The organism is Winogradskyella sp. HaHa_3_26 (genome assembly GCF_019278425.1).
GTDB lineage: Bacteria > Bacteroidota > Bacteroidia > Flavobacteriales > Flavobacteriaceae > Winogradskyella > Winogradskyella undariae.
On sequence record NZ_CP058981.1, the window covers coordinates 4002882 to 4029785 of the forward strand.

29 protein-coding genes are annotated in these 26904 nt (G+C 30.1%); 14 read left to right on the forward strand and 15 right to left on the reverse strand.

Features of this window, described 5'->3' with window-relative positions; genetic code table 11:
* Positions 1 to 32 precede the first annotated feature (32 nt).
* From holA to H0I32_RS17460, 12 genes are all read left to right on the forward strand, one after another.
* The gene (holA, locus tag H0I32_RS17405) at positions 33 to 1037 is read left to right on the forward strand and encodes a DNA polymerase III subunit delta (protein WP_173588801.1); all 1005 of its coding nucleotides are present in this window, start codon (positions 33 to 35) and stop codon (positions 1035 to 1037) included.
* Positions 1038 to 1152: 115 nt separating this feature from the next.
* On the forward strand, positions 1153 to 1458 hold the full coding sequence (locus H0I32_RS17410; RefSeq protein ID WP_173588800.1) for an ArsR/SmtB family transcription factor: 306 nt from the start codon (positions 1153 to 1155) through the stop codon (positions 1456 to 1458).
* A 53-nt stretch (positions 1459 to 1511) separates the two neighbouring features.
* On the forward strand, positions 1512 to 1748 hold the full coding sequence (locus H0I32_RS17415) for a thioredoxin family protein (RefSeq protein WP_173588799.1): 237 nt from the start codon (positions 1512 to 1514) through the stop codon (positions 1746 to 1748).
* Positions 1749 to 1759: 11 nt separating this feature from the next.
* Complete coding sequence (locus H0I32_RS17420) at positions 1760 to 2158, forward strand: OsmC family protein (RefSeq protein WP_179313217.1); 399 nt, start codon at positions 1760 to 1762, stop codon at positions 2156 to 2158.
* Between the two features lies 1 nt (position 2159).
* The gene (locus H0I32_RS17425; protein WP_173588797.1) at positions 2160 to 3134 is read left to right on the forward strand and encodes a permease; all 975 of its coding nucleotides are present in this window, start codon (positions 2160 to 2162) and stop codon (positions 3132 to 3134) included.
* 54 nt (positions 3135 to 3188) lie between these two features.
* A complete protein-coding gene (locus tag H0I32_RS17430; RefSeq protein WP_217363278.1) occupies positions 3189 to 3629 on the forward strand; it encodes a nitrophenyl compound nitroreductase subunit ArsF family protein in 441 nt (146 codons plus the stop codon).
* On the forward strand, positions 3630 to 4337 hold the full coding sequence (locus tag H0I32_RS17435; protein WP_173588796.1) for an aromatic aminobenezylarsenical efflux permease ArsG family transporter: 708 nt from the start codon (positions 3630 to 3632) through the stop codon (positions 4335 to 4337).
* Positions 4338 to 4420: 83 nt separating this feature from the next.
* Entirely contained in the window at positions 4421 to 5434 is a 1014-nt protein-coding gene (locus tag H0I32_RS17440) for a glycosyltransferase (protein WP_179313216.1), read from the forward strand.
* A gap of 83 nt (positions 5435 to 5517) precedes the next feature.
* Positions 5518 to 6393, forward strand: coding sequence for a YbbR-like domain-containing protein (locus H0I32_RS17445; RefSeq protein ID WP_179313215.1), 876 nt, complete (start codon positions 5518 to 5520; stop codon positions 6391 to 6393).
* Between the two features lies 1 nt (position 6394).
* A complete protein-coding gene (gene coaE / locus H0I32_RS17450; RefSeq protein ID WP_179313214.1) occupies positions 6395 to 6982 on the forward strand; it encodes a dephospho-CoA kinase in 588 nt (195 codons plus the stop codon).
* A gap of 72 nt (positions 6983 to 7054) precedes the next feature.
* Complete coding sequence (locus H0I32_RS17455) at positions 7055 to 8626, forward strand: sensor histidine kinase (RefSeq protein WP_246293585.1); 1572 nt, start codon at positions 7055 to 7057, stop codon at positions 8624 to 8626.
* Between the two features lie 10 nt (positions 8627 to 8636).
* Positions 8637 to 9344: a response regulator transcription factor gene (locus H0I32_RS17460; RefSeq protein WP_173588792.1), complete on the forward strand. Its 708-nt coding sequence runs from the start codon at positions 8637 to 8639 to the stop codon at positions 9342 to 9344.
* Positions 9345 to 9398: 54 nt separating this feature from the next.
* On the opposite strand, the gene miaA is transcribed toward H0I32_RS17460, so the two are convergent.
* The 8 genes from miaA to H0I32_RS17500 form a co-directional block, all read right to left on the reverse strand.
* Positions 9399 to 10313 carry a tRNA (adenosine(37)-N6)-dimethylallyltransferase MiaA gene (miaA, locus tag H0I32_RS17465; RefSeq protein ID WP_179313213.1) on the reverse strand — a complete coding sequence of 305 codons (915 nt, stop codon included), beginning with the start codon at positions 10311 to 10313 and terminating at the stop codon, positions 9399 to 9401.
* A 15-nt stretch (positions 10314 to 10328) separates the two neighbouring features.
* Positions 10329 to 11228, reverse strand: a complete 900-nt coding sequence (locus H0I32_RS17470; RefSeq protein WP_173588790.1) for an ion transporter — start codon at positions 11226 to 11228, stop codon at positions 10329 to 10331.
* Between the two features lie 27 nt (positions 11229 to 11255).
* Entirely contained in the window at positions 11256 to 13202 is a 1947-nt protein-coding gene (locus tag H0I32_RS17475; RefSeq protein WP_179313212.1) for a DUF3857 domain-containing protein, read from the reverse strand.
* 5 nt (positions 13203 to 13207) lie between these two features.
* Entirely contained in the window at positions 13208 to 14572 is a 1365-nt protein-coding gene (locus H0I32_RS17480; protein WP_179313308.1) for an exonuclease domain-containing protein, read from the reverse strand.
* A 21-nt stretch (positions 14573 to 14593) separates the two neighbouring features.
* Positions 14594 to 15256, reverse strand: coding sequence for a YggS family pyridoxal phosphate-dependent enzyme (locus H0I32_RS17485; RefSeq protein ID WP_179313211.1), 663 nt, complete (start codon positions 15254 to 15256; stop codon positions 14594 to 14596).
* Between the two features lie 21 nt (positions 15257 to 15277).
* The gene (locus tag H0I32_RS17490; RefSeq protein WP_179313210.1) at positions 15278 to 16516 is read right to left on the reverse strand and encodes a DUF1015 domain-containing protein; all 1239 of its coding nucleotides are present in this window, start codon (positions 16514 to 16516) and stop codon (positions 15278 to 15280) included.
* Between the two features lie 3 nt (positions 16517 to 16519).
* Positions 16520 to 17410 (reverse strand): 3-hydroxyacyl-CoA dehydrogenase family protein, encoded by an 891-nt coding sequence (locus H0I32_RS17495; RefSeq protein WP_179313209.1) that lies wholly within the window; start codon positions 17408 to 17410, stop codon positions 16520 to 16522.
* A gap of 180 nt (positions 17411 to 17590) precedes the next feature.
* Positions 17591 to 18550, reverse strand: a complete 960-nt coding sequence (locus H0I32_RS17500) for a Gfo/Idh/MocA family protein (RefSeq protein WP_179313208.1) — start codon at positions 18548 to 18550, stop codon at positions 17591 to 17593.
* A 230-nt stretch (positions 18551 to 18780) separates the two neighbouring features.
* Here H0I32_RS17500 and H0I32_RS17505 point away from each other — a divergent pair, with 230 nt between their 5' ends.
* Positions 18781 to 19422: a protein-L-isoaspartate(D-aspartate) O-methyltransferase gene (locus tag H0I32_RS17505; RefSeq protein WP_179313207.1), complete on the forward strand. Its 642-nt coding sequence runs from the start codon at positions 18781 to 18783 to the stop codon at positions 19420 to 19422.
* A gap of 79 nt (positions 19423 to 19501) precedes the next feature.
* On the opposite strand, the gene H0I32_RS17510 is transcribed toward H0I32_RS17505, so the two are convergent.
* The 5 genes from H0I32_RS17510 to smpB form a co-directional block, all read right to left on the reverse strand.
* Positions 19502 to 20518: a TQO small subunit DoxD gene (locus H0I32_RS17510; RefSeq protein WP_218747102.1), complete on the reverse strand. Its 1017-nt coding sequence runs from the start codon at positions 20516 to 20518 to the stop codon at positions 19502 to 19504.
* A gap of 76 nt (positions 20519 to 20594) precedes the next feature.
* Positions 20595 to 20978 carry a hypothetical protein gene (locus H0I32_RS17515; protein WP_179313206.1) on the reverse strand — a complete coding sequence of 128 codons (384 nt, stop codon included), beginning with the start codon at positions 20976 to 20978 and terminating at the stop codon, positions 20595 to 20597.
* 56 nt (positions 20979 to 21034) lie between these two features.
* Positions 21035 to 21556, reverse strand: a complete 522-nt coding sequence (locus H0I32_RS17520; RefSeq protein ID WP_179313205.1) for a hypothetical protein — start codon at positions 21554 to 21556, stop codon at positions 21035 to 21037.
* A 9-nt stretch (positions 21557 to 21565) separates the two neighbouring features.
* The gene (locus H0I32_RS17525) at positions 21566 to 24034 is read right to left on the reverse strand and encodes a DUF5686 and carboxypeptidase regulatory-like domain-containing protein (protein WP_179313204.1); all 2469 of its coding nucleotides are present in this window, start codon (positions 24032 to 24034) and stop codon (positions 21566 to 21568) included.
* Between the two features lie 222 nt (positions 24035 to 24256).
* Complete coding sequence (gene smpB / locus H0I32_RS17530) at positions 24257 to 24712, reverse strand: SsrA-binding protein SmpB (RefSeq protein ID WP_173588781.1); 456 nt, start codon at positions 24710 to 24712, stop codon at positions 24257 to 24259.
* Between the two features lie 175 nt (positions 24713 to 24887).
* Between smpB and H0I32_RS17535 the strand changes: the two genes are divergently transcribed.
* Positions 24888 to 25679 carry a DUF6503 family protein gene (locus tag H0I32_RS17535; RefSeq protein WP_173588780.1) on the forward strand — a complete coding sequence of 264 codons (792 nt, stop codon included), beginning with the start codon at positions 24888 to 24890 and terminating at the stop codon, positions 25677 to 25679.
* Here H0I32_RS17535 and H0I32_RS17540 read toward each other — a convergent pair.
* A complete protein-coding gene (locus H0I32_RS17540) occupies positions 25665 to 26180 on the reverse strand; it encodes a SixA phosphatase family protein (RefSeq protein ID WP_179313203.1) in 516 nt (171 codons plus the stop codon). The two genes, H0I32_RS17535 and H0I32_RS17540, sit on opposite strands and share 15 nt — an antisense overlap.
* A 23-nt stretch (positions 26181 to 26203) precedes the next feature.
* The gene (deoD, locus tag H0I32_RS17545; protein ID WP_173588778.1) at positions 26204 to 26902 is read right to left on the reverse strand and encodes a purine-nucleoside phosphorylase; all 699 of its coding nucleotides are present in this window, start codon (positions 26900 to 26902) and stop codon (positions 26204 to 26206) included.
* Between the last annotated feature and the right edge of the window lie 2 nt (positions 26903 to 26904).

Below are 26904 nucleotides of genomic sequence, written 5' to 3' on the forward strand. Positions count from 1 at the left end.
TTTGGAATTTTTAACTTGGAATTTTTTACAATTTGGACGAGATAAAACAATTAGTTGCTGCAATAAAAAAGGGAGACCTTAAACCTATTTATTTTTTAATGGGGGAGGAGTCTTACTATATTGATAAGATTTCAGATTATATTGAAGACAATGTTTTGGAGGAAACTGAAAAAGGTTTCAATCAAATGGTGCTTTATGGTCGCGATGTCACTATAGATGATATTGTGAGTAATGCTAAGCGCTACCCAATGATGGCAGAGCGTCAAGTTGTTATTGTAAAAGAGGCTCAAGATTTAAGTAGAACAATTGAGCAATTGGCTAAATATGCGGCAAACCCGCAGCCTACAACAGTTTTAGTCTTTAACTATAAGTATAAAAAGCTAGACAAACGAAAAGCTTTATACAAAGCCATTAAGAAAATTGGTGTCGTTTACGAAAGTAAAAAGTTGTACGAAAACCAAGTGTCAGATTGGATTAGAAGGACTTTAGCAGGAAAAAATTATGAAATTTCTCCTAAAGCTGCTCAAATGCTAGTTGAATTTTTAGGAACTGATTTAAGTAAAATTGATAATGAGCTTAATAAACTTAAAATTGTTTTACCAGAAGGGACTCAAATTACACCAGAGCATATTGAAGAAAATATAGGAATAAGTAAGGATTATAATAATTTTGAATTACGAAAAGCTGTAGGACAGCGCAATATTATTAAAGCACATCAAATAGCGAAGTATTTTGCAGAGAACCCAAAAGATAATCCTATGGTGGTTACTGTAGCACTTTTGTTTGGATTCTTTTCTCAATTATTACAACTTCATGGTATGTCTGATAAAAATCCAAGAAGCTTAGCTACGGCATTAAAAGTCAACCCTTATTTTGTTAATGAATATATTGAGGCTGCCAGGAATTATCCTATGAAAAAAGTAAGTTTCATTATAGGTGTATTACGCGAGTTTGATGTAAAAAGCAAAGGAGTAGGATCTAATTCAGTTCCTCAAGGAGATTTACTTAAAGAATTATTAGTTAAAGTTTTAGGTTAATTTTCCGTATTTAATTTTAAAAATGTGACAAATGTTACATTCTGTTTAATTTACCTATCGTACATTTGCGATAAGAAATTAATAAGTTAATGTTAACTTATTAAATATTATAATTTTGAAAAGAAGTTTAGAAACCATAGTGTATAAGAAAGATACTGAAGCCTTAGCTAAATTTGCTAAAGTTTTAGGTCACCCGACACGTATTGCTATTTTAAAACATCTTGAGTCTGCAACTTGTTGTCATACTGGAGATTTAGTAGATGTTTTTCCTTTAGCACAATCTACAGTTTCTCAGCATCTTAAAGAATTAAAAAACGCAGGTCTTATTCAAGGAGAATTAAATCCTCCCAAAATAAAATATTGTATTAATCAGGAGAATTGGAATGTTGCAAAAAAATTGTTTCAAGATTTTTTTGATTAGCTTTTTTTTAAATAAATCAATCGTCTATTTGCGATTAACTAAATATTAATATTATGAGTAAAGTAATTAAAATTTTAGGGACAGGTTGTCCAAAATGTAAATCTATGACAGGGGTTGTTTCAGAAGTTGTTTCTGAAAACAATATTGAAGCTTCAATAGAAAAAGTTGAAGATATCGTGGAGATTATGAAGTTTAATGTAATGACTACACCGGCTTTAGTTATTGACGATGTTATTACGATTAAAGGACGTGTACCTTCTAAAGCCGAAGTTTTAGCATTGTTAAATTAAAAAGTAATGTTATGAATTACACTATAAAAGCGTCATCTATCTTAAATGAAGATGCTGTTATTCATATTAAAAAATCTCATATAGATTTTGGTACAACTTCAATGTCTGCTGAAATTTTACCAAATCCGGCAGAAATATTCCTAGGTGTATTTTCGGCTTGTATGCTAAAAAATGTAGAACGTTTTTCGACTATGATGAAGTTTAGTTATACAAAAGCAACGGTTGATGTTAATGCAACACGTTTAGAAAATCCACCACGGATGGATCATCTAGAGTATAACTTAACAATTTACAGTAGCGATGATAAATTAAACCTAGACTTACTTAAAAAGAATATTGAAAAGTTTGGTACTATTTACAATACCGTAAAATTATCATGTACCATTTCGGGAACTATAAATAAGATTTAAAATGTTTGATTGGTTACAACATTTTGCCGATTGGCTCATATACAATGTCTTTAATGTTGGGGCAGAAACGCACTTAGGTATTGCTTTAAATTTCTTTATTTACGATACACTTAAAATTCTCATTTTATTATTTGTTATCGTATTTATAATGGGAATTGTAAATGCATATTTTCCTATAGAAAAATTAAAAGATTATTTAAATAAGAAAAAACTCTATGGTTTAGAATACTTTTTTTCTTCAATTTTTGGAGCCATTACACCTTTTTGTTCCTGCTCATCAGTTCCTTTATTTATTGGGTTTGTACAAGGCGGAATTCCATTAGGAGTCACTTTTTCATTTTTAATTACATCGCCTTTAGTTAATGAAGTTGCAGTAGCGATGTTTTTGGGGATGTTTGGAGTAGAAGCAACATTAATTTATGCCGCTTCAGGTATTTTATTAGGAACTATTGGTGGTTGGGTACTTGGTAAATTTAACCTTGAACCTTTACTTTCCGATTGGGTAAAAAAGATCCTTGAGAATAAAATTGAACAAGCCAAATTTGAAGAAAAAAAGAAAACATTTTACGACCGTTTACCCGAAATTACACAAGCTGCTTGGGATATTGTAAAAGGTGTTATCGTATATGTAATTATTGGGATTGCAATAGGGGCAGCCATGCATGGTTTTGTACCAGAAAACTTTTTTAATCAATATTTAGGAGGTGGCGAATGGTGGACAGTTCCACTTGCTGTAATTGTAGCCGTACCAATGTATGCAAATGCTGCTGGTATTGTACCCGTAATTCAAGTTTTTGTAGCAAAAGGCGTTCCGCTTGGTACCGCTATTGCTTTTATGATGGGAACCGTAGGCTTATCTATACCCGAAGCAACTTTACTTAAAAAAGTAATGTCTTTAAAACTTATTGCTATCTTTTTTAGTGTCGTAACACTTTGCATCATCTTATCTGGATATCTGTTTAATATGCTTCTGTGAATCGAATAAATAATACAATTAAATATTCACGAAATCAATTTAAAATTAAAAACTATGCGTAAAACAATTAAATTTTTAGCCCTATTAACAATTAGCTTAATGCTAACGTCTTGTAACGGACAAAACAAAAGTGAAAAAGTATCTTTAGATCAATCAGTCTCTAAAATTGAGGTTTACGATTTTCATTCTACACACAGATGTATGACTTGTAATGCTATTGAAGCCAATACAAAATTTACACTAGATACTTATTTTTCAAATGAATTGAAAGACAATAAAATTACATTTCAAGTGATTAATGTAGATAAAAAAGAAAACAAATCTATTGCCGAAAAATTTGAAGCTGCTGGGACTGCTTTAATTTTAAATGTAATTAAAGATGGTAAAGAAACTAAAATAGATTTAACTGACTTTGCTTTTATGAATGGAACTGATCAAGACACTTTTTCTAAAGAATTAAAATCGAAACTAGATACTGAATTAAAAATGCTTTAGATGGATTTTTTACAATCTCTTATAGAGAACTATAATATTCCTATTTTATCAGCATTTATACTAGGATTAATGACAGCCATTAGTCCGTGTCCTTTAGCGACCAATATTACTGCAACAGCTTTTATATCTAAAAACATATCGAGCAAACGAAAAGTGTTTTTAAGTGGTTTATTGTATTCTTTAGGACGCGGGTTTAGTTATACTGTAATCGGACTAATTTTATATTTTGGAGCAAGTAAGTTTCATATAGCCCGATTTTTTAATCAAAATGGAGAAAAATATTTAGGTCCTTTATTAATTATTATCGGATTAATAATGTTGAATGTTATTAAGCTAAATTTTTTAGAGAAATCTAATTTTCAAGAAAAATTATCTGATAAATTTAAAGATAAAGGCTTGTTAGGTTCTTTTTTAATTGGTGTTGTTTTTGCTTTAGCATTTTGTCCTTATAGTGGAGCTTTGTTTTTTGGAATGTTAGTTCCTATGACAATTGCATCTGCAGACGGACTTTATTTGCCTATAGTATTTGCTTTCGGAACAGGACTTCCAGTTATTCTTTTTACTTATTTACTGGCTTTTACTGCTGGTAAAGTAGGTGTCTTTTATAATAAAATAACAAAAATTGAAAAGGTAATGAGAACTGTTGCAGGTGTTGTTTTTATAGTAACAGGCTTGTATTATGTTTTAATTTTTACAGGACTTTTATAAAAAAAAGAAATAATAAGAATATAATTAACTTAAAGCTAGTGTAACCATATATTCTTTGCTTAGGTTTTTTACCTTTGTGGTCTATGAAGACTATAAATTTTTCATTTATTATTCCTGTTTATAATAGACCTGATGAAATCAAAGAACTCTTAAACAGTTTTTTGAATTTTGAAGGTGAGCATAATTATGAAATAGTAATTGTTGAAGATGGTTCTAAAGACACTACAGAATTCGTTGTTAATCAATTTGCCAATCAACTTGATATTTCATATTATTTTAAGCCAAATTCTGGTCCTGGAGATTCTAGGAATTACGGCATGGAAAAAGCGAAAGGTAATTATTATATCATTTTAGATTCTGATGTAATTTTACCTTCAAACTATTTAAATGAAGTAAAACAGTTTTTATCAGCATCTTATTATGATTGTTTTGGAGGTCCAGATGCAGCACATAGCTCATTTTCTAATCTTCAAAAAGCAATTAATTTTGCAATGACCTCTTTTATAACTACCGGTGGTATAAGAGGAGGAAAGCAGAAGGTTGATGATTTTCAACCCCGAAGTTTTAATATGGGCTTGTCTAAAAAAGCATTCTTGGCTTCTGGCGGATTTGGTAAAATTCATCCCGGTGAAGATCCTGATTTATCGTTGCGTTTACACGAGTTAGGGTTTAAAACTACTTTAATAAAAAGTGCTTTTGTGTATCATAAAAGACGCATTTCTTGGTCTAAATTTTATACCCAAGTTAATAAATTTGGTATGGTTAGACCGATACTTAACCAATGGCATCCAAATTCTAAAAGCATCGTTTATTGGTTTCCTACTTTATTTAGTTTAGGTTTTATAATTGCTGTAATAATGGCATTGTTTAAAATTAATTTACCACTATATTTATATGGATTTTATTTTGCTGTAGCTTTTGTATTGGCTTTAATTTCAAATAGAAGTTTAAGCGTTGCTACTCAAGCATTATTAGCAATTTGTATTCAATTTTTCGGATATGGTTTTGGGTTTTTAAAATCTACTTTTAATATGGTGATTTTAAAAAAGAATCCAGAAAAAGCATTTCCTCATCTATTTTTTCAAACGAACAAATGAACTCTAAAAACACGAATAACATAATTAATTATTTAAAAAAGAAAAACTTTCAAAGGTTCTGTCTCTTTTTTTTATTTGCGTTTGTGTTTCTAATTTTTTCAAAATTATCTAACGATTATAAGCAAACCATAAAGTTAAATGTGCATTTAACACATGTTGATGATGAAGTTTTAATTAAAAATGATACTTCAAATTATATTCAGGTTTATGTAGAAGCTAAAGGATTTTCATTGATGCCTTTCGCTTTTGATAATTCTAAAGAATTAACGGTGAATGCTAAAACTGATGTTGCACTAAACTCACGTTATTTTGTTTTTGATGTTATAAAACACCAATATTTGATAGAAAGTCAATTGGGGAGTTCTTATGATTTAATTTCTGTAATACCAGACACCTTATTAATTCCGTATGCAAAAAGAGCTTCAAAAAAAGTACCTATAAAATTTAAAAAGGATATTGCTTATGCTGTGGGTTATGATTTAAAAGGAGAATTTAGCTTAGATATAGACAGCGTAAAAATTGTTGGGTCTTTAGATGAAGTCAATAAAATTAATACAATAAGTACAGAAACATTAATATTAACAGATACAAAAAGTGATATTAAGAGCACTGTAAATCTAGATATTTCAGACTATAGTAATATTGAAATATTTCCCAAATCTATAGAGGTTACAGGTAAAATAGGTCGATTTACAGAAGGTATTATTGAAGTCCCTATTACAGTTACAAACCAACCCGAAAATGTAACCATTAATTACTTTCCTAAAACGGTTACACTTTCATATTATGTAGATTTAGATAATTACAATGCTATAAAAGCATTAGATTTTAAGGTTGAATGTAATTATTCAGAATTAGAAGACAATCAAACATTCTTAATTCCTAAAGTAGTTAAATCATCAGAATTTGTTAAACATGTTAATATTAGACAAAAACAAATAGATTTTATTCAATTGTAATATGATTGTAGGATTAACCGGTGGAATAGGAAGTGGGAAAACAACGATTTTAAAATACTTTAAATCATTAGGTGTTCCTGTTTATATTGCAGATGATGAAGCCAAGGCTTTAATGCATCGTTCTAAGATTATAAAACGAAAATTAATAGAACTATTTGGAGAAGAAGCATATATTGATAATACAATAAATAGACCTTATTTAGCTTCAAAAATATTTAATGATAAGGCTTTATTAGCCAAAATGAATGCGATTGTACATCCTAAAGTTGCTGAGCATTTTAAAAAATGGCATAAAAAACAAAACTCACCATATGTTATTAAGGAAGCTGCTATAATTTTCGAAAACAATCAGCAGCAATACTACGACTTAATAATAACTGTCATTGCAGATGAGTCTTTACGAATAGAAAGAGTAATGCAACGTGATGGATCTTCAGAAGAAAAAATAAAATCAATTATTAAAAATCAATGGTCTGATATAGATAAGATTAAAGCATCTGACTTCATTATTTATAATAATAATTTATCAGAAGCAAAAGAACAAGCCCTTAAAATTCATAATTCCATATTAGAAAAGTTAAATCACTAATTGTGGGATAACTTTTGTTAACATTAGGTTAAACCTAATTTACACTAAATGTTAAAATGTTAAATTTGGGAAATGAACAAAAAACTATTTGTGATATTGATAATTTTAATGAGCTTATCTCTCATTGGAATCATTTTTGTGCAAGCATTTTTTATAAACAATAGTTTAGAAAATGAAAACAAAAATTTTACGTTTAGCGTTAGGCGTTCATTAAGTTTAGTTAATCAAGCTATTGAAGATTATGAGTATCGTGATTATTTCATGAAACTTCAACCTTATCTAAGTCCAGATAACAAAGCAGATTCATCTATAATAAAACAATTATTTATTGCTACAGAAGATGACGTTAATGATAAAACTATTATTCACAGAAATACGGTTTTAGAAGAACGTTTTAGAGTGCCTTCTCTATTTTTTGAAATAGATGCAGATAGTTTTAATGTTAGTAAATTATCTAGTGAACGTGTTACTGAAGTTTACAATAACACAACCATTGATGGTAATAGAAGGATAGATCCAGAAACAAAATTACGAGAGTATTCTTCTTTAAGTAACTTAGATAAACAATTTTATGAAGATAGTTTTCAAACTTTATTAAAAGATAAGCCTGTTTATAAACGAATTACAGCGACACAAGTAGAAACTTTTTTAAGAAGAGAACTTAAATCTGAAGGAATAGATCTTGATTTTGAATTTGGTATTTATGATGATGATTTAGCGACTAAAGTGAGGTCTGAAAATTTTGAATTAATTAAAGGTAAAGCATTTGGTGTTCCTGTGTTTTTAGATAGTAATAATCAAAGTAGTTATAATCTTTGGGTAGATTTTACAGGTAGAAAAAAGTATTTAATATCAACTATATTATGGATGATAGTACTTTCTATTGTATTTACAGGTATTATCATTATAGCCTATACAAGTGCCATTTATCAGTTAATTAGACAACGTCAAATTTCACAGATTAAAACAGATTTTATAAATAATATGACGCATGAGTTTAAAACACCAATTGCGACTATTAATTTGGCTCTAGATTCTATTAAAAACCCTAAAATAATAAATGACCAAGAAAAGGTTTTACGTTATTTAGGAATGATAAAAGAAGAGAATAAACGTATGCATGCACAAGTAGAAAATGTATTACGTATTTCTAAGTTAGATAAAAATGAACTTAATATTAGTAAGGAACGTCTAGACTTACACGACTTAGTTGAAGACGCAATTACACATGTAGAATTAATTGTAGAAGATAGACAAGGATATGTTAAGAGCCATTTAGAAGCAGAACATACTTCAATTTTAGCAAACGACACACACTTTACAAATGTGGTTGTTAACATATTAGATAATGCTATAAAATATTCAGACGATGCGCCTAAGATAGATGTATACTCAGAAAATGTAGGAAACAGTATTATTCTAAAAGTAGTAGATCAAGGTAACGGAATGAATAAAGCTGTTGCAAAACGAGTGTTTGAGAAGTTTTATAGAGAACACACCGGAAATGTACATAATGTAAAAGGGCATGGGCTAGGTTTAGCTTATGTTAAGAAAATAATAGAGGACCATCAAGGTCATATATCAGTAGAAAGTGAAAAAGGAAAAGGCAGCACTTTTATTATAAAAATGCCGTTAATATCATAAAAAACGAATTATGGAAGAGCAAAATAAAAAAATTCTTTTGGTAGAAGACGATCCAAATTTTGGAACTGTTTTAAAAGATTATTTAATGATGAACGATTACGAAGTTGTACATGCTAAAAATGGTATGGAAGGTTTTGAAAAGTTCAAAAAAGATGATTATGATCTTTGTATCCTAGATGTAATGATGCCTTATAAAGATGGTTTTACATTAGCAAAAGAAATAAGAGAGAAAAATGAAGATGTGCCAATTATTTTCTTAACAGCGAAAGCCATGAAAGAAGATGTACTTAAAGGTTACAAAGTAGGTGCTGATGATTATCTTAATAAACCATTTGATAGCGAAGTTTTATTAATGAAAATTAAAGCTATTATGCAACGTAAGGCTAAAGATACGGTTGCAGAAAGCAAACAATTTGAATTTAAAATAGGTCGTTTTGATTTAAACTCTAAATTGCGTTTCCTTAAATTTGATGAAGGAGAACCTTCTAAGTTATCTCCTAAAGAGAATGAATTATTACGTTTATTGGCTTTACATGAAAACGATTTAATGCCAAGAGAGTTAGCTTTAACTAAAATATGGAGAGATGATAACTATTTTACATCTCGTAGTATGGACGTTTACATTGCTAAGTTGCGTAAATATTTAAAACCAGATCCAAATGTTGAAATTTTAAACATACATGGTGAAGGATTTAGATTGGTAATTAATAATAAATAAGTAAAAGAATTATCCATATAAGTAAAAAATCCAGCTCATTTTGAGCTGGATTTTTTATATCTGTTGGTTAATATACGAAACAATAGTATCTAAATCAGTTTCGTAATCAAACCATTTTATCAATTCATCTTTTCTAAACCAGGTTAATTGTCGTTTTGCAAAACGTCTCGTATTTTTTTTAATTTCTGAAATTGCAAACTCTAAAGTTATATTCCCTTCTAAGTATTGAAACAATTCTTTATACCCTACAGTATTTAAAGCATTAAGATCTTTAAAAGGCAAAAGGCTTTTAGCTTCATCTAATAAACCATTTGCGATCATTATATCTACACGTTGATTAATTCTATCATAAATAATAGAACGTTCAGCATTTAAGCCAATTTGTATGGTTTTAAAATTGCGTTGTTTTTCTGGTCTTGTTAAAAATGAAGAATATGTTTTACCTGTACCAATACAAATTTCTAAAGCTCTAATAACACGCTTAGGGTTATCAATGGCTATTGTATTATAAGTTTCAATATCTAACGTTTCTAATTGTTTCTGTAAAGGAAGTAAACCCTCTGTTTCAAATCTCTTATTAAGTTCTATTCTAATCTTTGGATCTACTTCAGGAAAATAATCTAATCCATTGGTAACAGCTTTCACATATAATCCAGAACCACCAACCATAACAGCAAAAGTATGGTCTTTATGAAGTTTTTTAATTTTAGAAATAGCTTCACGCTCAAAATCTCCAACGTTAAAAGCATCGTTTATGGATTTATTTTGAATAAAATGATGTGTTGCTCCACTTAATTCTTCAGATGAAGGTACAGCGGTTCCGATAGTCATTTCTTTAAAAAACTGACGTGAATCTGCAGAAATAATTTCGGCATTATAATGCTTGGCTAACTTAATACTTAGCGCTGTTTTGCCTATCGCTGTTGGTCCAACAATAGCAATTATAAAATTAGTAGGTGTTATCACCATATATAAGTTTGCAGTTTAAGGATGGAGTTCGTTTCCACAATTATAACAATATTCAGCATTATCTCGATGATTAGAAACATGACAATTTGAGCAATGTTGAGAATTTAAATGTACAATGATATCTTCTTTAGTTACATTTTGCTGTTGATTATTATGATGAGCGATTAAAGCTTCATTTTCTTCATCAGATTTTTTACCCGCTCTAACATACTCTGCAGAAACAATTCCTGTAGGTACAGCAATAATACCATAACCTAATATCATTATAAAAGAAGTGATTAACTGTCCGAGAGCCGTTTGAGGTGCAATATCACCAAAACCAACTGTAGTTAATGTTACAATACACCAATAAACACTTTTAGGTATATTATCAAAACCATTAGCTTCACCTTCTACTAAATACATAATAGTTCCGAAAATAACGGAAGTGATAATCACGGCAAATAAGAAAACTAAAATTTTAACACGACTGGCAACTAAAGATGCTTTTAGATGGTTTGAAGCACCTAAATAACGTGCTAATTTTAAAATTCTAAAAACTCTTAGTAATCGCAATGCTCTTAATGTTACCAAAGCCTGTGAGCCAACAAGTACAAATGATAAATACATTGGTATTGTGGATAATAAATCTATAATTCCGAAGAAACTAGTAACGTATTTAAGTGGTTTTTTTACAGAAATTATTCTTAAAATATATTCAATTGAGAATAAAACTGTAACAACCCATTCACATATGTATAAAAGTTGATGATATTCTCTATCAACACTAGCAATACTTTCTAGCATCACTAAAACAATGCTAAAAATGATAAATATTAAAAGTAGAATATCAAAAAGTTTACCAGAAGGCGTATCTGCTTCGTAGATAACTTCGTGAATTTTATGTTTCCATTTCTGTTTTTGTTGAGAATCCATAGGCATTAAAAGTACAAAAAAGTATCACTATTGATTTTCTAAAACAATTACTGTATTGTTTTGAAGTTCTACAACCTTATTCATAAATATTTTTAGATAAGGATAAGATTCTGGTAAATAAATTGGTTTATTAAATTTTATATTAAAATAAAGCGTTAATACATTATCGCTCAGATTTGTATTAAATAATATTCGTCCTCCATTATTAGGTAATGCATAATTTACAGAAGTAGGCATTTCTACAACTTTTAAATTATCATTCAGATCTATTTTTAATCTATAGTTAAAAGTGCTTTTGTAGCCAAAATCTATAGGGTATGTTCTTTCTTGTAATTGAAAAGGGTTCTTTTCAAAAAATTTTAAAATAAAGGGATTTAAATAAATTTTGTTCCCTATAATCTCAGGCTCCATAGAAAAATCTAAAGTTTCATTAAATTCCGACTTTGTTTTATCGTAATCAATAACTTTATGATCATTAATTTTAATATTAGTGTAATCGTCAATGGTATTCTCTTTATAGTTTAAAGAATCTTCATCAAACTGTTTTTTTTCTTTGTACGAATAATAACCTTTAGATTTACTTTTTATTCTTCCTATAAAATGGTCATCTTCATATGAAGATAACTCTATACTATGTGATTTAGCAGAGACATCATTAACAATGATAGGTTCCCAATAACTTCCATTATCAAAATCTATAAGTCTTCCATATTGATTTAAAGTTCTAAAAGGTAATTCTCCAAAAGAGATATAAGGATCAGTAGCATCTAAATAATAGTTTTCTTCATTTATTATAACTTTTAGTATTACATAGTTAAAGTCGCTAAGTACAGGATAAATTTTAGTAATTAAACCATTTTGTCTAGTCGATATTAAGATAGGGGAGGCTTTGATACCTTCAATATTTAATAAATTTTCTAAGAGTAAATTAATTTCAAATGAACTTCCTACTTTCTCTTTATTTAACGTTTTTATTGAAACATCATACCTTTCAGATTTACCGTTCCATTTATAATTATCAAGAACAAATTGATAAATAGCTTTCGCTTTGGTAAGCTTATCTGAAATTAGAGAAATTGACTCTGGCAATATATTTTTTACAAGACTCTTTTTACTAATCTGTCTTCCAAAATCTCCATCTGTCTCTAATTCTTTATCAGCATCTTTCCATGTTTTGGCTATTTTGTTAACCACACCATCAAAGCCACGAAAAACACTTAGTTCATATTCTATTCTAGAAATATAATTTAATTCTGTAGTGGCATAATCTTCCAACTTATAGGCGGGTATATCCTTCATTACATATTTAGAAATCCCACAGTCAGAATACCCGTTAAGTCCCACTTCTAAACATCTTTTTTCTAAACTAACATCATTGGTTTCTAAAGGAACACCACCAACTAGTTTTACATGATATTCATAATTACCAGGAATACTAGTATTGTATTCGCTGTACATCACAGGATCTGGTCCTTGAAAATACCACGGCTGATATTTAGACATAAACCTAGATTGAGTTTCATATCTAACAGTTAAAACACTCCCTACTTTTACTTGTGGCAAAGCAAACTTTACTAAAGTATACTTTTCATTTTCTTCTTTAAAAATAGCGTCCTTAGATAGATGACTTTTAACAATTTTACCGTTAACTAAATTGTAGGTTGTAGCGCTAATATTTTCAATTTTTTCTTCAGAGGATTTTCCTTTATAGAGTTTAATTTCAAATTGGCCTCGTTCTATTCCTTCTGGTCTTAAAATTTTTATTTTTTTTTGATTTTGAACCCTAAGCCAAAATGTATTTTTATCCACAAAACTTTTACCATAATCGTATATAACTAGAGCATTTGCAGTCGAGTCTTTACTGTAAGAGGTTAGTTCTAAATCACTTTTAAAAACAGACATAGCAGTATTATATTCTTGAGAAAAACCAATAATACTGATAAAAAATACAACTATACACAATCTTAATTTCATAAAATCTAATTTAAATCTACTATTTTTAACCTTTTATTACGTCTCATATAATTTTGAATAATATGCTGTGCATCTCTATTATTTTCCATAGGAGTGATAATTGAAGATAAAATGGCTCTATTATTTATTTGATGATTTAAATCAAAGAACCCCATACCTTTAAAAATACCATTTTCAATTAAAAACACAGTTTTTTCTTCAATAGTTCGTCCTTTATCAATGATAAGCATGTCTTTATTCTGGTAACTGAATTTTTCAATTAACTCTTGTACACGCTTATTGTAAGAATCTGCAGATTCTTCATTAACACAAGCACCTTGGCATTCTTTTACATCATATTTAAAACAGTTTGTTTTTGTAGTGTATAAGCCTGTTAATTTCTGACAAAGATTATAAGTCTCAACAGCTTTAAATAAAAAGTTTTTAGCACTTAATCTTGTGGTGAATGTAGTAATAGGCATTTCTTCCCTGTTAGATGTGTCAATCTTTAGATTGATATAACCATCCTTGTCTGTAAATTGATATAAAGCATGTGTAAAAATACTTTTGCGTAATGCTCTATTAAAAATAGGTTTATTAGCCTTAATTTCAGCACTTTCTTTTAGAAGAGCAGCTAATTCACTTCCTGTTTTTTCGTAAGTAACAGTACTTACAAATTTTTGAATTTTCTTAGATTTTGAATTTGTACCCGTAAAATGTTGAATAATTCGTTTTCTTATATTGTTACTTTTTCCAATATAAATAATTTCACCATCAGCATTGTGAATGTAATAAACACCAGTATCTGCGGGGAGTTTATCAATGATATCTTTTAAATTAGTTGAAATTTTAGATTTCTGTTCAACTTTAATAGCATTCTTTACAATGACCTTATCTAAATCTTTATCGAGTAGCATTTTAAACAACTTTACGGTTGCCATTGCATCTCCATTAGCACGGTGTCTATCACTAATAGGAATTCCTAAAGATCGTGTTAGTTTACCTAAACTATAAGAAGGCATATCTGGAATTAGTTGCTGAGAAAGCTCTACAGTACAAAGCGTTTTTCGTTTAAAAGGAAATCCTAAACGTTTAAATTCAGTCTTTAAAATTCTATAGTCAAATGAAGAATTATGAGCAACTATAATGCAATCTTCAGTGATTTCTACAATGCGTTTTGCAACCTCATAAAATTTGGGTGCATTCTTAAGCATACTTGAGTTTATGCCTGTTAAATTGACTACAAAAGGCTGAATTTCGCGCTCTGGATTAACTAAAGATATAAATTGATCGGTAACCTCATGACCGTCATAGCGGTAAATTGCAATTTCTGTAATTCCCTCTTCATTAAATTTTCCGCCGGTGGTTTCTATGTCTACTATTGCGTAAATAACGTTGTATTATTAAGTAAGTTAATTATTATAATTTCTAGTTCCAAAAACACTGCTTCCAACACGGACCATAGTACTACCATTTTTTATTGCCAACTGGTAATCTCCACTCATACCCATACTTATTGTTTTAAGTTCGGAATGAAAAGCTCTTAGTTCTGTAAAAGTATTTTTTAAGAATTGAAATTCTTTTTCAACCTGTTTAAGGTCATCTGTAAATGTAGCCATTCCCATGAGACCAACAATGTGAATATTCTTTAAATTTAAAAATTCTTCAGATTGTAGTAGAGTAGAAGCATCACTTGCAGACATTCCAAATTTGCTATCCTCTTCAGCAATTTTAATTTGAAATAAACAGTTTATAGTTCTGCCGTATTTTTCGGCTTGTTTATTAATTTCATTGAGTAGCTTAAAACTATCTACACCGTGAATTAAATCTACAAATTCAGCCATGTATTTTACCTTATTTCGCTGAACATGACCAATCATATGCCATTCTATATCTTTTGGCATTTCTTCGTGTTTCTCAGCCATTTCTTGGATTTTATTTTCTCCAAAAATGCGTTGCCCTGCATTATAAGCTTCCATTAAATCACTTACGGGTTTTGTTTTAGAAACGGCCACTAAAGTAACGTGTTCTGGTAAAGTAGATTTTATATGATTTAAGTTGTCTATGATACTCATTTCAATAATTTATTAAATTGTTCAATATTCATATATGGTTATTCCACTTCGTAATTTTGGTAAAATATAGGTGCTTTTTGGAGGCATGGTTAAACCTTCGTCTGCTATTTGCTTCATCTGGTTTACATTTGAAGGAGGCATGCCAAAACCAACTTTAAATTCGCCACTATCTACACTGCTTTTAATGGTTATCATTTCGTGTTGACCATTAACATAAGAAATTCTATTATCATTCCGCAAATCTTCAATACCTAAGATGGGTTGAAGAATGGTTTTGAATAATATTTGAGCATCTAATTCATCTAAAGCGGTATGAAACTTAAAAGCTGATTTTCTTAAAAACAAAGAATAAAATTCACCGTCTAAATACATACTAAATTGATGAGCATCTTTAGGATGATACGGGATAGCACCTCTGTTTTCAATACGAAATGTTTCATCTAGCTGAATTAAAAAAGCTTCTTTGGTTAAGCCATTTAAATCTTTAATTAATCGATTAAATTCTTGAATAACCAATTCAGATTCCGGAATTAAATAAGACATAAAGAAGTTGTAAGATTCACTACCATTATGATTGGGATTCTTTGCCTTTTCATCTTTATATAATAGGTAAGAGGATGCAGATCTATGATGACCATCGGCGATATAAATGGTTTTCATTTTGTTGAATTCCTCTTCAATAATAGCAATAGTATCTTCATTATCTACCTTCCATAAATAATGAGTGTCTCTATAGGTCATTGTAAATTCAAACTCCGCATAACCCTTTTGTGTTTCCTTTATAATTTCAGAAATAACAGCATTATCAGGATAGGTAAGTAAAACTGGTTCTGCATTAAATCCAACAGTTTGGATATAAGTTTTAAAGGTTTCTTCGCGTTTAGCAATGGTATCTTCATGCTTTTTTATAACATCCTTTTCGTAATCTTCAGCACTTGTCGTGGCAATGATTCCGTTAAATTCATGGCCATGTCTGTTAACTATTTTATAAATATAAAATGAAGGCTTTTCATCTTGAATAAAAATTCCATCTTCCTTAAATTCAGAATAACGATTCTTCACTAAACGATAACGCTCTTTCCCTGTAACTTCCTGATCATATTTATAACCAGGATTTACAATATGAAGAAAACTAAAAGGGTTATACGCCATCCTCGTTTTTCGTTCATTTAAAGTATAACTCTGATAAGGGCGTGCGGCAACAAGGCCAACAATAGCTCTTGTTGGTTTTACAGCTTTAAATGGAATTATTTTTGCCATTTTTTACTTAGAAAACTGTTTAGAAACTACTTCAGCTTTTCTGCTTTCAGCATAATCATAAAAACCTTCACCAGATTTTACACCTAGTTTTCCGGCCATAACCATATTAACTAATAAAGGACATGGTGCATATTTAGGGTTTTTAAAACCATTGTACATCACATTTAAAATAGACAAACAAACATCTAAACCAATAAAATCGGCGAGTTGCAAAGGTCCCATTGGGTGTGCCATTCCTAATTTCATAACCGTGTCAATTTCGTCAACACCAGCAACACCATTGTAAAGTGTTTCAATAGATTCGTTAATCATTGGCATTAAAATACGATTGGCAACAAAACCAGGATAATCATTAACTTCCGTTGGCACTTTACCTAGAGTTTTAGATAACTCCATAATCGTTGTTGTAACGGCATCGCTTGTACTGTAGCCTCTTATTATTTCTACCAACTTCATAATTGGCACAGGATTCATAAAATGCATTCCAATAACCTTTTCGGGTCTAGAAGTGACTGCTCCAATTTGTGTGATAGAAATTGAAGACGTGTTAGTCGCTAAAATAGTATGCTCACTACATACAGCATCGAGTTGTTTAAATATTTTTAGTTTTAAATCTAAATTTTCTGTAGCGGCTTCAACAACTAAGTCAGCATTTTTAACACCTTCTTCAGTATTTGTAAATATTGAAATATTACCTAAAGTTTCAGTCTTATCAGCTTCACTTATTTTTTCTTTAGCAACCATGCGATCCAAATTACGGGCAATGGTATCCATACCTCGTTTTAATGAAGCATCGCTAATATCAATAAGGTTGACTTTAAATCCAGATTGTGCAAATGTATGAGCAATTCCATTACCCATAGTTCCTGCACCTATTACAGCTATATTTTTCATAAATAAAAAAGCCCAAATTAGCCTTCCTAGAGCGAAGGAATTCTTACGTGGGCAAAATAAGAATTTTGTTAATGCTCAGTTTATATTAAAGATGAGCGTTTATTTAGTTGAAATTATATTTGAAACGAGATTCCTTTTTATAATTTAAAAAAGAATCTCGTTTAGTATAAGTAAGTTGAATTAAAACTGATTAATAATCATGTTTGCAACACGTAAAGCTTCAGTTCCATCGTGAAGTGTAACAACTGGTTTTGTGTTGTTTTTAACGGCTTCAGCAAACGTTTCTAATTCATCTAAAATGGCGTTATTATTTGCTATTTCAGGATTATCAAAATAGATTTGTTTCTTAATACCTTCAGCATTTTGAAGAATCATATCGAAATCACCAGGACTTTCTGGAGCATCTTTCATTTTTACAACCTCACATTTCTTTTCTAAAAAGTCTACAGAGATATAAGCGTCCTTTTGAAAGAAACGAGTTTTACGCATGTTCTTTAATGAAATTCTACTTGCTGTTAAATTTGCAACACAGCCATTTTTAAATTCAATACGTGCATTAGCAATATCTGGTGTTTCGCTTACCACAGAAACACCACTTGCAGAAATATGTTTAACCGTAGATTGTACCACGCTAAGTATAATATCTATATCATGAATCATTAAATCTAAAACAACTGGGACATCAGTACCTCGAGGATTAAATTCGGCAAGTCTATGACATTCAATAAACATCGGGTTTTTAATCTGATCTTTTACCCCTGTAAAAGCCGGATTAAAACGCTCTACATGTCCTACTTGTCCTTTAACTCCATGTTCTGCAACTAAGGCTCTAAGGGTTTCAGCTTCTTCAACTGTATTTGTAATCGGTTTTTCTATAAATATATGTTTGCCTTGTTTAATGGCTTTTTTTGCACAATCGTAATGAGATAGAGTAGGAGTTACAATATCTACAACATCAACAGCATTTATTAAGTCGTCAATAGAATCGAAATATTTGTAACCAAATTCCTCAGCCACACGTTTTGCATTTTCAGCATCTGCGTCGTAAAAACCAACAAGATCATATTTGTTAGATTGGTTGAGCAATCTCAAATGAATTTTACCAAGGTGACCAGCACCAAGAACACCAACTTTGAGCATATTTTCTGTTTTTAACAAAAATAGGCGTTTTCGCTCAGAAATTGAAATAAGAAAATATAAATTCCTGTGAAATTGCTAAGCATCAATATAAGAACATCTGTGTAAGTCGTTATACTTAATATTCATAGGAATTATGAAGTTATTTTTGATGTTCAGTTTTTATAATTTGAACTTTTAGAGGTTGTATTTTGCTTTTCTTTGCTTTATTTTAGCGGAAACTAAACTACGCTTTGAAAGATACATTTAAGCATCAGGGTATGCGCCAACAACTTGTTGAAACTCTCATCAATAAAGACATTAAAGATAAAAACGTTTTAAAAGCCATTGGTAAAATTCCGAGACATTTGTTTATGGACTCTGGGTTTATAGACCATGCATATCAAGATAAGGCGTTTCCTATTGCAGCAGATCAAACTATTTCTCAACCTTATACTGTAGCATTTCAATCTGAATTATTAAAAATAACACCAGAAGATAAAGTTTTAGAAATAGGAACAGGTAGCGGTTATCAAACTGCTGTACTTTTAGAACTTGGAGCTAAAGTTTATAGTATAGAACGCCAAAAAGAGCTTTACAAAAAAACGTCTACATTTCTACCTAAAATTGGTTATAGAGCTAAGCAACTTATATTTGGTGATGGTTATAAAGGTTTACCAGAAGAAGCTCCGTTTCAAAGTATTATTGTTACAGCAGGTGCGCCATATGTACCTAATCCATTATTAAGTCAACTAGCAATTGGCGGACGCTTAGTTATTCCTGTTGGTGATAAAGTACAAGTCATGACTTTATTTATTAGAAAAGGGCCTAAAGAATTTGAAAAGCACGAATTTGGTGATTTTAGATTTGTACCTATGCTAGAAGACAAAAATTAAGAGATAGAGACTAAATTTATTTTTATATTAAACTCCTAAAAATGTAATTCATAATTACAATTTTAGGAGTTTTTTTTTGCTAGTTTTTGGTTATTTGATGCTCCCAACTTACACCACTAATATCAGTCATTTTTAAGGTGTATTGACCGCTTGGTAAATTCTGAATTTCAGGATCATTAAAATTCATCTTGGCTTTTGCTCCTAAAGGAACAATTAAACTATGTTTTCCAGGTTTAATTTTCGCAATGTAATAATTAGCAATGTTCTGTTTTGGTAAGGTTGCTAATTTATTTTGAGTATAGTTTAAAATAATTTTGCCGTTTGAATCTTTAAGTTCTACACCAATAATCCATGCGCCATAAACATCTACACCTTCAACTCTAAATACATCAAATGATAGCGTATTATTGTCTATTTTTCCTTCAGTAATTTCAAGTTTAGGTTTTACAGATTTATTATGTAAAGTTCCCCAAAGACCACCATGAAATACTTGATTGGTATACAGCGTTAATCCTAATATGAAAAACGAACCAATAATAACAACTTTTGAAAAAATACGATCTCTAATAGGCAGTAATCCTGAACCAAGCCAAGCAAATATTTTCTTTTTAGTGATAGAGACATTTTTAGTCATTAAATAATTATCTAATGAAAATCGTCCACTTCCTGTTAAAAATAAGACAAATCCTGTGGCAATACCAAGCACTCCAATTTGCCATTCATCTAAACAAGTCGTACCAATCCATCCCGAACCTAGAAGAATGCCCATTGCCAATCCAAAGACACCAATACTCATTAATCTTGTAAATAATCCGAAGATAATAAAGAGACCAACAATACCTTCAATTATGGTAAAAGCAACCATATTGTACCAAAGGATATCAGGATTTTCAACTAAATATAAAATAATTGGTTTTATGCCTAAGGCATTTGGAAGAAAGTGATTAAATTTTTCACCAATATAGCCGGCAGTTTCTGGGTCTAGTTTATCAGCTAAAATGGTACGTCTAAAGAATGCTGAAAAGTATGTCCAACCGACAACCATACGAAGTGCAAGGGCAAGAAAGCCCGAGTCGTTTTTAATATTTAAATTCATTATGTATATCTATAAAAAGTAATTAATAATTTTCTACTAGCAGAGATTGCTAGGTTTTAAGTCTGAAGAAAATTAATTATAGATATGCTTTGTTATTTTGATAGAGAATATAGTAAGGTGCTAAAGGCGGAATTTCTCCTCTAGCACTATAATTTTGAGATATTTGTTTTTTTGAAGATGCAATTACAGAAGTATTAAAAATTGATTTTTTAGATAATACTGCCTGAGAAATCTGAAGGTTATTATAAGATTTAGAAATAACAATTTCTGCATCTATAGAAACATCACAAACTCTATTTTTTAAAGATGAAATGCTTTTGTTAGAAACCTCCGTTGTAGGGAGTTCAAAAATATTTTGAAATGAATTTCTAACCTTACAAGGTGAAAATACCAACAACAGAACTAACCCTATAATAGATAGGGCAGAAGTTGCTTGTTTTATGTGGTTAGGTCTTTTCATTTCACAAATATGAAGATTCGTTTTTTAAAATTTTCAAAAAAAGTGTTAATTGATGTTTATTCCTTCTTTCGTAAATGTGGTTTAGGCATCGGTTTATTCTTTGATTCTTGTGCCCAATACAAATTGATTATCCACCAACGAGTTCCGTCATTAAACAGTTGTATGCTGTTAACACCTTTTAAAAAAGGTGTTTCATCACCTTTAGTTTTATAAGACTCATAACTACTAAACACGTGTGTAATATTCCCAAAAGTTTCTACAGTTCTTTGAGTCTCTTTTTGGTAAAATCCATTTCTATCAAACCAATTACCAGACGTTGTAATATAATCATCTGATGACATATAACGAACCGCTTTTTTACCTTCACTTGAAGTGCCTGCCGGAATTAATTTAGCATTATTATGAAATAAATGTTTAAATAAAACCCAATCACGTTTAACCCCTTTTTCACCAGAAACTACAGTATATAACGTTGCAATAGTGCTATCTAAAGTTGCTACGTTTGCAGAATAATCTTTTTTCTCTTGGGCAAATAAACCTATAGAAAATAGGCTTATTATAAATACAATTTTTTTCATAATGTAAAATTAAAAGAATTTCAAACCAAATACAATGGCATCACTCTGAAATCCGTTTTGATAAGAACGAAGATAATCAACTCTTAAGAATTTCCATTTACCCCAACCAATATTATCTATACCAATAGAATATTCTTGATAAGGTTTAAAATCTGGCTTAGCTAAAAGGTGTGCTCCAACAACTAAATTAAAATTCAGCTTGTTAAGCAATGGTAGTTTTCCGAGTATAAAACCATTAAAATCGTGTTCTATATGTCCTTCAAAATAAGTGTCGTTTGTACTTGCAGAATAATAATCTAAATTATTAAAAACATTGGTGTAATTACCTTCTGTACTTACATGAGTAAGATTACCATTAAAGTGTTGATAGTCCATAAATGCAATGTTTTCAGCATTAAAAAACGTTCCTGCTTTTAAATTATAGATCAAACGCCCTTTATCTTTTACATTGAAAGCTTGTGTAAGACTTGCTTTAATTTGGCTAAAATCATAATCACTATTTGTAGCACCAAAACCTGTTTCGTAACCTAAGTAAAGTGTTGGATAATCATCATTACTCACGTTATATTTAGCGTTAGGATAACTTAAATACTCTTGTCCAAAATTAATACGGGCATCAACGTTTCCTTTAATAATATTATGAGTTTGAAATGTAGCAACACCAAAGGCAGTTTCATTTAAAGGATTATTGCTTGTGTAAGCATCATTTTCATCATTAAAAAAGGTTTGATCTGTAGTATTAAAAAGTGTTTTTCGTCTTTCGTAACTTAGTCCGGCATATAACCTAAATCCATTAAAAAGCTCTTCAGAATAATTTAATGCTACAAAACTTTTATCATATAACTTTATGTAATTATCTTCAAAAAACAGGGTGCTAACGGAGTTAATGATTGGTTTAATGGGATTAAAAGGGCTAAATTGTTCAGCTGAAACACCACCAGATAACATTAAAAACGAATTACTAATGCTATTAAATTTATAAACTAATGAACCTTTTGCACGTAAGCGATCGTCTGAAAACCCATATTGAATATCTCCATTAACTCTAAAGTAACGGTTATAGTCATCATAATTTTTTGAATAGAATACATTAGCATTTGCAGTATAACCTTGAACCGTATTAAATTGAACTGCACTAAGAATTGGGATGTTGAATCCTAAGCGATAATCTTTATGAGAGTTTTGATAAGTATAACCAAGTATGTTTCCTACTTTAAATTTATTTCTTACTGCATCTATAGAATCTAAGTATGGTTTAGACTCACGTAAAGTCTGTATACTGTCTTTTTTTGTATAATCTGTACGCTCTTCATAAGTAAGAGGAACAGGTCTTATAGCATTCCAAAATAACGAATCTTTTTTATTGGCTTCTTTTTCATAAGAAACGATTTCTTTGGTAAAATCTTTTCTAGTAAGTCCGGTATTAAATTCATAATTACTATAAACAGCTGTAAAACGACCTTCGCCTTTAATACCTAAAAGCGCATATTTAAGATCCATACTTTGTGATATAACAGCCCAAATATCATTGGCTTCAGAATAAGAAAAACTTTGCTGTAAAGAAATAATATCTACCATTGGGATTTTGGCTTGAGACCCTGATATATCTAATTCAACAGCATAAATATCCCATTGATCTTCTATAATATAAATAAAACCAGAAAAAACAGGATCGTTTTTACGTTTCGGAATCACTTTTATTTTATTAATAAGGTTTCCTCTATCGTCATAAAACATACCTTCAAGCTTATATTTATAATAACCAAACGCGTTATTTGCAATAGGTGAAATAATTTCGTTACCCAAGCTAATTGTGCTTTTGTAGAAATTATAATCAACATCTAAAGCGCTATTAAAACTAAAGCCATTACTATCTCCACTAACTTTTGAAGCCGTAATTTTTTCTTTTAACTTATCAGGATTCAAAAATTGAATTTTAGAAATTGTTTCTGATAAATAAATAATCCCACTACGTGTAGAATCTAATACACCACCTAAATCACCGATGTCTTGACCCATTATTTTTTTGGGAGCATCAACAATTTTAAGCAATCCTCTTGAGTAGAAATCGGCTTTAAAGGATTCTATTTTTGCCAGATTAGCTTCTCTATTAACTATGGCTTGACGCATAATGTCGTTTGCCGGATCGTTTTCTGAATTAACAACAACTTCATTTAAAGAAACAGATTCTTCAACTAGAGACATATCTAATTGATATGGAAACTTAGTAATGTTTACTTCCTGTTTTACCGTTTTATAACCTAAATAGCTAAAAACAATAGTGTATGTTTTTGGTGTCGAAATATTTAACTCATAATAACCATCGTCATTACTTGTTGTCCCTTTATAGGTGTTTTCTATCAAAATATTTACAAACGGAAGTGGCTCATTGTTTTGATCTGTAATATTTCCTTTTATTTGAGCGGAAACAAGTGTGGTAAAAACAAGAAAAAGAATACTGAGTAGTTGTTTTTGCATAGTGTTATGTTGATTGATGAATTTTATAGAAACGTTAAGGCACGAATCATTCTGATGAGAGCATCAAAAGTTATGCCTTAAAAATATCTAATTTAAATTAATCCTTAATATCATGAATAAGGACTTTATAAATATAGACGAAAGTTTAAAGCAAATGGTTGCCTGAGTTAAATAAAACTTAGGCTAATATAAAATGTGGAGTTGTGAAAGAATTGTAAATTCTTAGAAATTTTTCTTAACGCGGTCTAAATCTCTTTTGTTATCACGATCTTTAATCGTTTCGCGTTTATCGTAGAGTTTCTTACCTTTTCCTAGTGCAATAACAAGTTTAGCTAAGCCTCTGTCGTTAAGAAATAAACGCATTGGTATAATGGCGTTTCCTTTGATATTAACTTCTTTTTCGAGCTTTTTTAATTCTTTTTTATTCAATAATAATTTACGCTCAGCCTTAGCTTTATGATTGTAATAACTACCAAATTTATACTCTTCAACTGTCATATTAATAACAAAGAGTTCGCCTCGCTCATTAAACTCACAAAAACCTTCAGCAATGGAAGCCTGACCAGATCTAATAGATTTGATCTCTGTACCAGAGAGTACAATACCTGCTGTGTATTTGTCCAAAATTTCATATTGAAACTTGGCTTTTCTATTGAGTATGTTAATGTTCTTTTGCATGGACGGCAAAGATAAGAAAGTAAGTTTGAAGTTTGAAGCTAGAAGTAAACAAAAATTTAAGATCTAAATCGTTTGCTTATCTCACAGATTATATTCCTTTAAGTCGATTTTGTGATATTTCTGTAATCAAATCTTTAATTTTGCGACATAACTATTCATAAAAAGAATATTTAAGATGAAGAATTACCTTTTACTTATCAGTTTTGTAGCCATTTTTGCTTGTAAGAATGAAAATTCAAAATTAGAAAACACTAAAGTTATTGAAACAACTAAAAAGACCTTAACGGCTAACGATATTATTGATGAATCTATTGCTGTTTCTGGTGGTGAGCGTTTTACAAGTTCTAGTCTTAAGTTTGAATTTAGAGATGTCTATTACCAAGCATTACGTAAAAATCACGAATATTTACTCGTTAGGTTAACAGTAAAAGATAATGATTCTATATTCGATATGTTAAGTAATGTCGGGTACGAACGCTATAATAACTCAGAATTTGTTCAACTTGAAGACTCTATAGCACAAGCATATGAAGCTTCAGTTAATTCTGTACATTATTTTTCCGTCTTACCTTATGGTTTAAATGATAAAGCTGTAAATAAATCTTTATTAGGAAGCGAAAAAATAAAGAATAAAGATTATTATAAAATAAAAGTCACTTTTGATCAAGATGGTGGAGGAGAAGATTTTGATGATCAATATATATACTGGATCAATAAAGAAACGTTTAAATTGGAGTATTTAGCTTACTCTTATGCTGAAGAAAAAGGTATAGGAATGCGTTTTAGAGAAGCCTATAATGAGCGTTACCGTGGTGGATTAAGGTTTGTAGATTATAATAATTATAAAACAGGAGACAACCAGACTATTGCATTAGAAAATTTAGGAAAAGCTTTTGAAGCCGATAAGCTAGAATTACTTTCTAAAATTGAACTTAAAAATGTAAAAGTAGAATTAGTTAACAACTGATACTTTAGATCTTTTGATGTCTTTTGTTAATGTAACCAGGTATAGATTCGCATTATTATCGTCAGCAATATCATCATATTTTTCTTCGCCTAATAATTCATTTACAAACTTAGGCGTTGTATTACTATGACCAACAATAAGAACTGTTTTACCTTTTGTTTTTTCTAAAAATGCCTCAATCTTTAAATCAGATGGATCATAAATTTGAAGCTCTATATTTTTAGACTTTACAGTTGGCATTGCAGTTTGCTTAGTTCTGTTATAATCTGTAGAATAGATAGCATCAAAGTCTATATCTTTAAAATGCTTAGCCCAATTATCAGCACGTTTTAAACCTTCATTTGTTAAATTAGGGTTTCTGCTAGTGTTATCTGAACGGTCTTTTTCAGCATGTCTAATTAAATAGTATGTAGATATTTCATCGCTTTGTTTTTCTGATTTTTCTTTACAAGATGCAAATATGAAGAAAGAGAAAAAAGTAATTAGAATGAGATGTTTCATGTTGAAATTTTAAATGATGTATATTAAGCTAATTCTAAAGCCACTTCAATCATACCTTTAAAAGTCGTTTCGCGTTCTTTACTTGTAGTCGTTTCGTTTGAAACTAAAGAATCAGAAATAGTTAATATTGCTAATGCATTTACTTTATGTTTAGCAGCAACAGTATATAAACCTGCAGCTTCCATTTCTACACATAGCACACCAAATTTAGACCATTTTTTAAAGGATTCTTTATCGTCTTCGTAAAATTCATCTGATGATAAAACATTACCAGCTTTAACCGGAATATTTTTAGCTTTAGCAGCGTTAATAGCTTTCATAAATAAACCAAAATCAGCAGTAGGAGCGTAGCCTGCACCACCAAAACGTAATTCATTTATACCAGAAGTAGAAGAGGCAGACATCGCCAGAACAATATCTCTAATTTTTACATCTTTCTGATACGAACCAGCGCTACCAACTCTAATAAGGTTTTTTACACCATATTCTGTAATAAGTTCGTTAGCGTAAATAGATATGCTAGGCACTCCCATACCAGTTCCCATTGTAGAAATACGTTTTCCTTTATAAGTTCCGGTATAACCATACATGCCTCTAATTTCATTGAAGCAAACTGGGTTTTTAAAAAAAGTTTCAGCAATCCATTTAGCTCTCAAAGGATCTCCTGGTAATAAAATTGTTTCTGCGATTTCGCCTTTTTTGGCTCCTATATGTACACTCATGT

Bases quoted from the DNA above. Each gene is read 5' to 3' on its own strand.
- H0I32_RS17455 (WP_246293585.1), top strand. From the start codon at position 7,055: ATGAACAAAAAACTATTTGTGATATTGATAATTTTAATGAGCTTATCT.
- H0I32_RS17515 (WP_179313206.1), bottom strand. From the start codon at position 20,978: ATGAAAAGACCTAACCACATAAAACAAGCAACTTCTGCCCTATCTATT.
- smpB (WP_173588781.1), bottom strand. From the start codon at position 24,712: ATGCAAAAGAACATTAACATACTCAATAGAAAAGCCAAGTTTCAATAT.
- H0I32_RS17475 (WP_179313212.1), bottom strand. From the start codon at position 13,202: ATGAAATTAAGATTGTGTATAGTTGTATTTTTTATCAGTATTATTGGT.
- H0I32_RS17485 (WP_179313211.1), bottom strand. From the start codon at position 15,256: ATGAGTATCATAGACAACTTAAATCATATAAAATCTACTTTACCAGAA.
- H0I32_RS17525 (WP_179313204.1), bottom strand. From the start codon at position 24,034: ATGCAAAAACAACTACTCAGTATTCTTTTTCTTGTTTTTACCACACTT.
- coaE (WP_179313214.1), top strand. From the start codon at position 6,395: ATGATTGTAGGATTAACCGGTGGAATAGGAAGTGGGAAAACAACGATT.
- H0I32_RS17510 (WP_218747102.1), bottom strand. From the start codon at position 20,518: ATGAATTTAAATATTAAAAACGACTCGGGCTTTCTTGCCCTTGCACTT.
- H0I32_RS17435 (WP_173588796.1), top strand. From the start codon at position 3,630: ATGGATTTTTTACAATCTCTTATAGAGAACTATAATATTCCTATTTTA.
- H0I32_RS17430 (WP_217363278.1), top strand. From the start codon at position 3,189: ATGCGTAAAACAATTAAATTTTTAGCCCTATTAACAATTAGCTTAATG.
- H0I32_RS17425 (WP_173588797.1), top strand. From the start codon at position 2,160: ATGTTTGATTGGTTACAACATTTTGCCGATTGGCTCATATACAATGTC.
- H0I32_RS17490 (WP_179313210.1), bottom strand. From the start codon at position 16,516: ATGGCAAAAATAATTCCATTTAAAGCTGTAAAACCAACAAGAGCTATT.
- deoD (WP_173588778.1), bottom strand. From the start codon at position 26,902: ATGAGTGTACATATAGGAGCCAAAAAAGGCGAAATCGCAGAAACAATT.
- miaA (WP_179313213.1), bottom strand. From the start codon at position 10,313: ATGGTGATAACACCTACTAATTTTATAATTGCTATTGTTGGACCAACA.
- H0I32_RS17460 (WP_173588792.1), top strand. From the start codon at position 8,637: ATGGAAGAGCAAAATAAAAAAATTCTTTTGGTAGAAGACGATCCAAAT.
- H0I32_RS17520 (WP_179313205.1), bottom strand. From the start codon at position 21,556: ATGAAAAAAATTGTATTTATAATAAGCCTATTTTCTATAGGTTTATTT.
- H0I32_RS17415 (WP_173588799.1), top strand. From the start codon at position 1,512: ATGAGTAAAGTAATTAAAATTTTAGGGACAGGTTGTCCAAAATGTAAA.
- H0I32_RS17500 (WP_179313208.1), bottom strand. From the start codon at position 18,550: ATGCTCAAAGTTGGTGTTCTTGGTGCTGGTCACCTTGGTAAAATTCAT.
- H0I32_RS17495 (WP_179313209.1), bottom strand. From the start codon at position 17,410: ATGAAAAATATAGCTGTAATAGGTGCAGGAACTATGGGTAATGGAATT.
- H0I32_RS17540 (WP_179313203.1), bottom strand. From the start codon at position 26,180: ATGAAACATCTCATTCTAATTACTTTTTTCTCTTTCTTCATATTTGCA.
- H0I32_RS17470 (WP_173588790.1), bottom strand. From the start codon at position 11,228: ATGGATTCTCAACAAAAACAGAAATGGAAACATAAAATTCACGAAGTT.
- H0I32_RS17420 (WP_179313217.1), top strand. From the start codon at position 1,760: ATGAATTACACTATAAAAGCGTCATCTATCTTAAATGAAGATGCTGTT.
- H0I32_RS17535 (WP_173588780.1), top strand. From the start codon at position 24,888: ATGAAGAATTACCTTTTACTTATCAGTTTTGTAGCCATTTTTGCTTGT.
- H0I32_RS17440 (WP_179313216.1), top strand. From the start codon at position 4,421: ATGAAGACTATAAATTTTTCATTTATTATTCCTGTTTATAATAGACCT.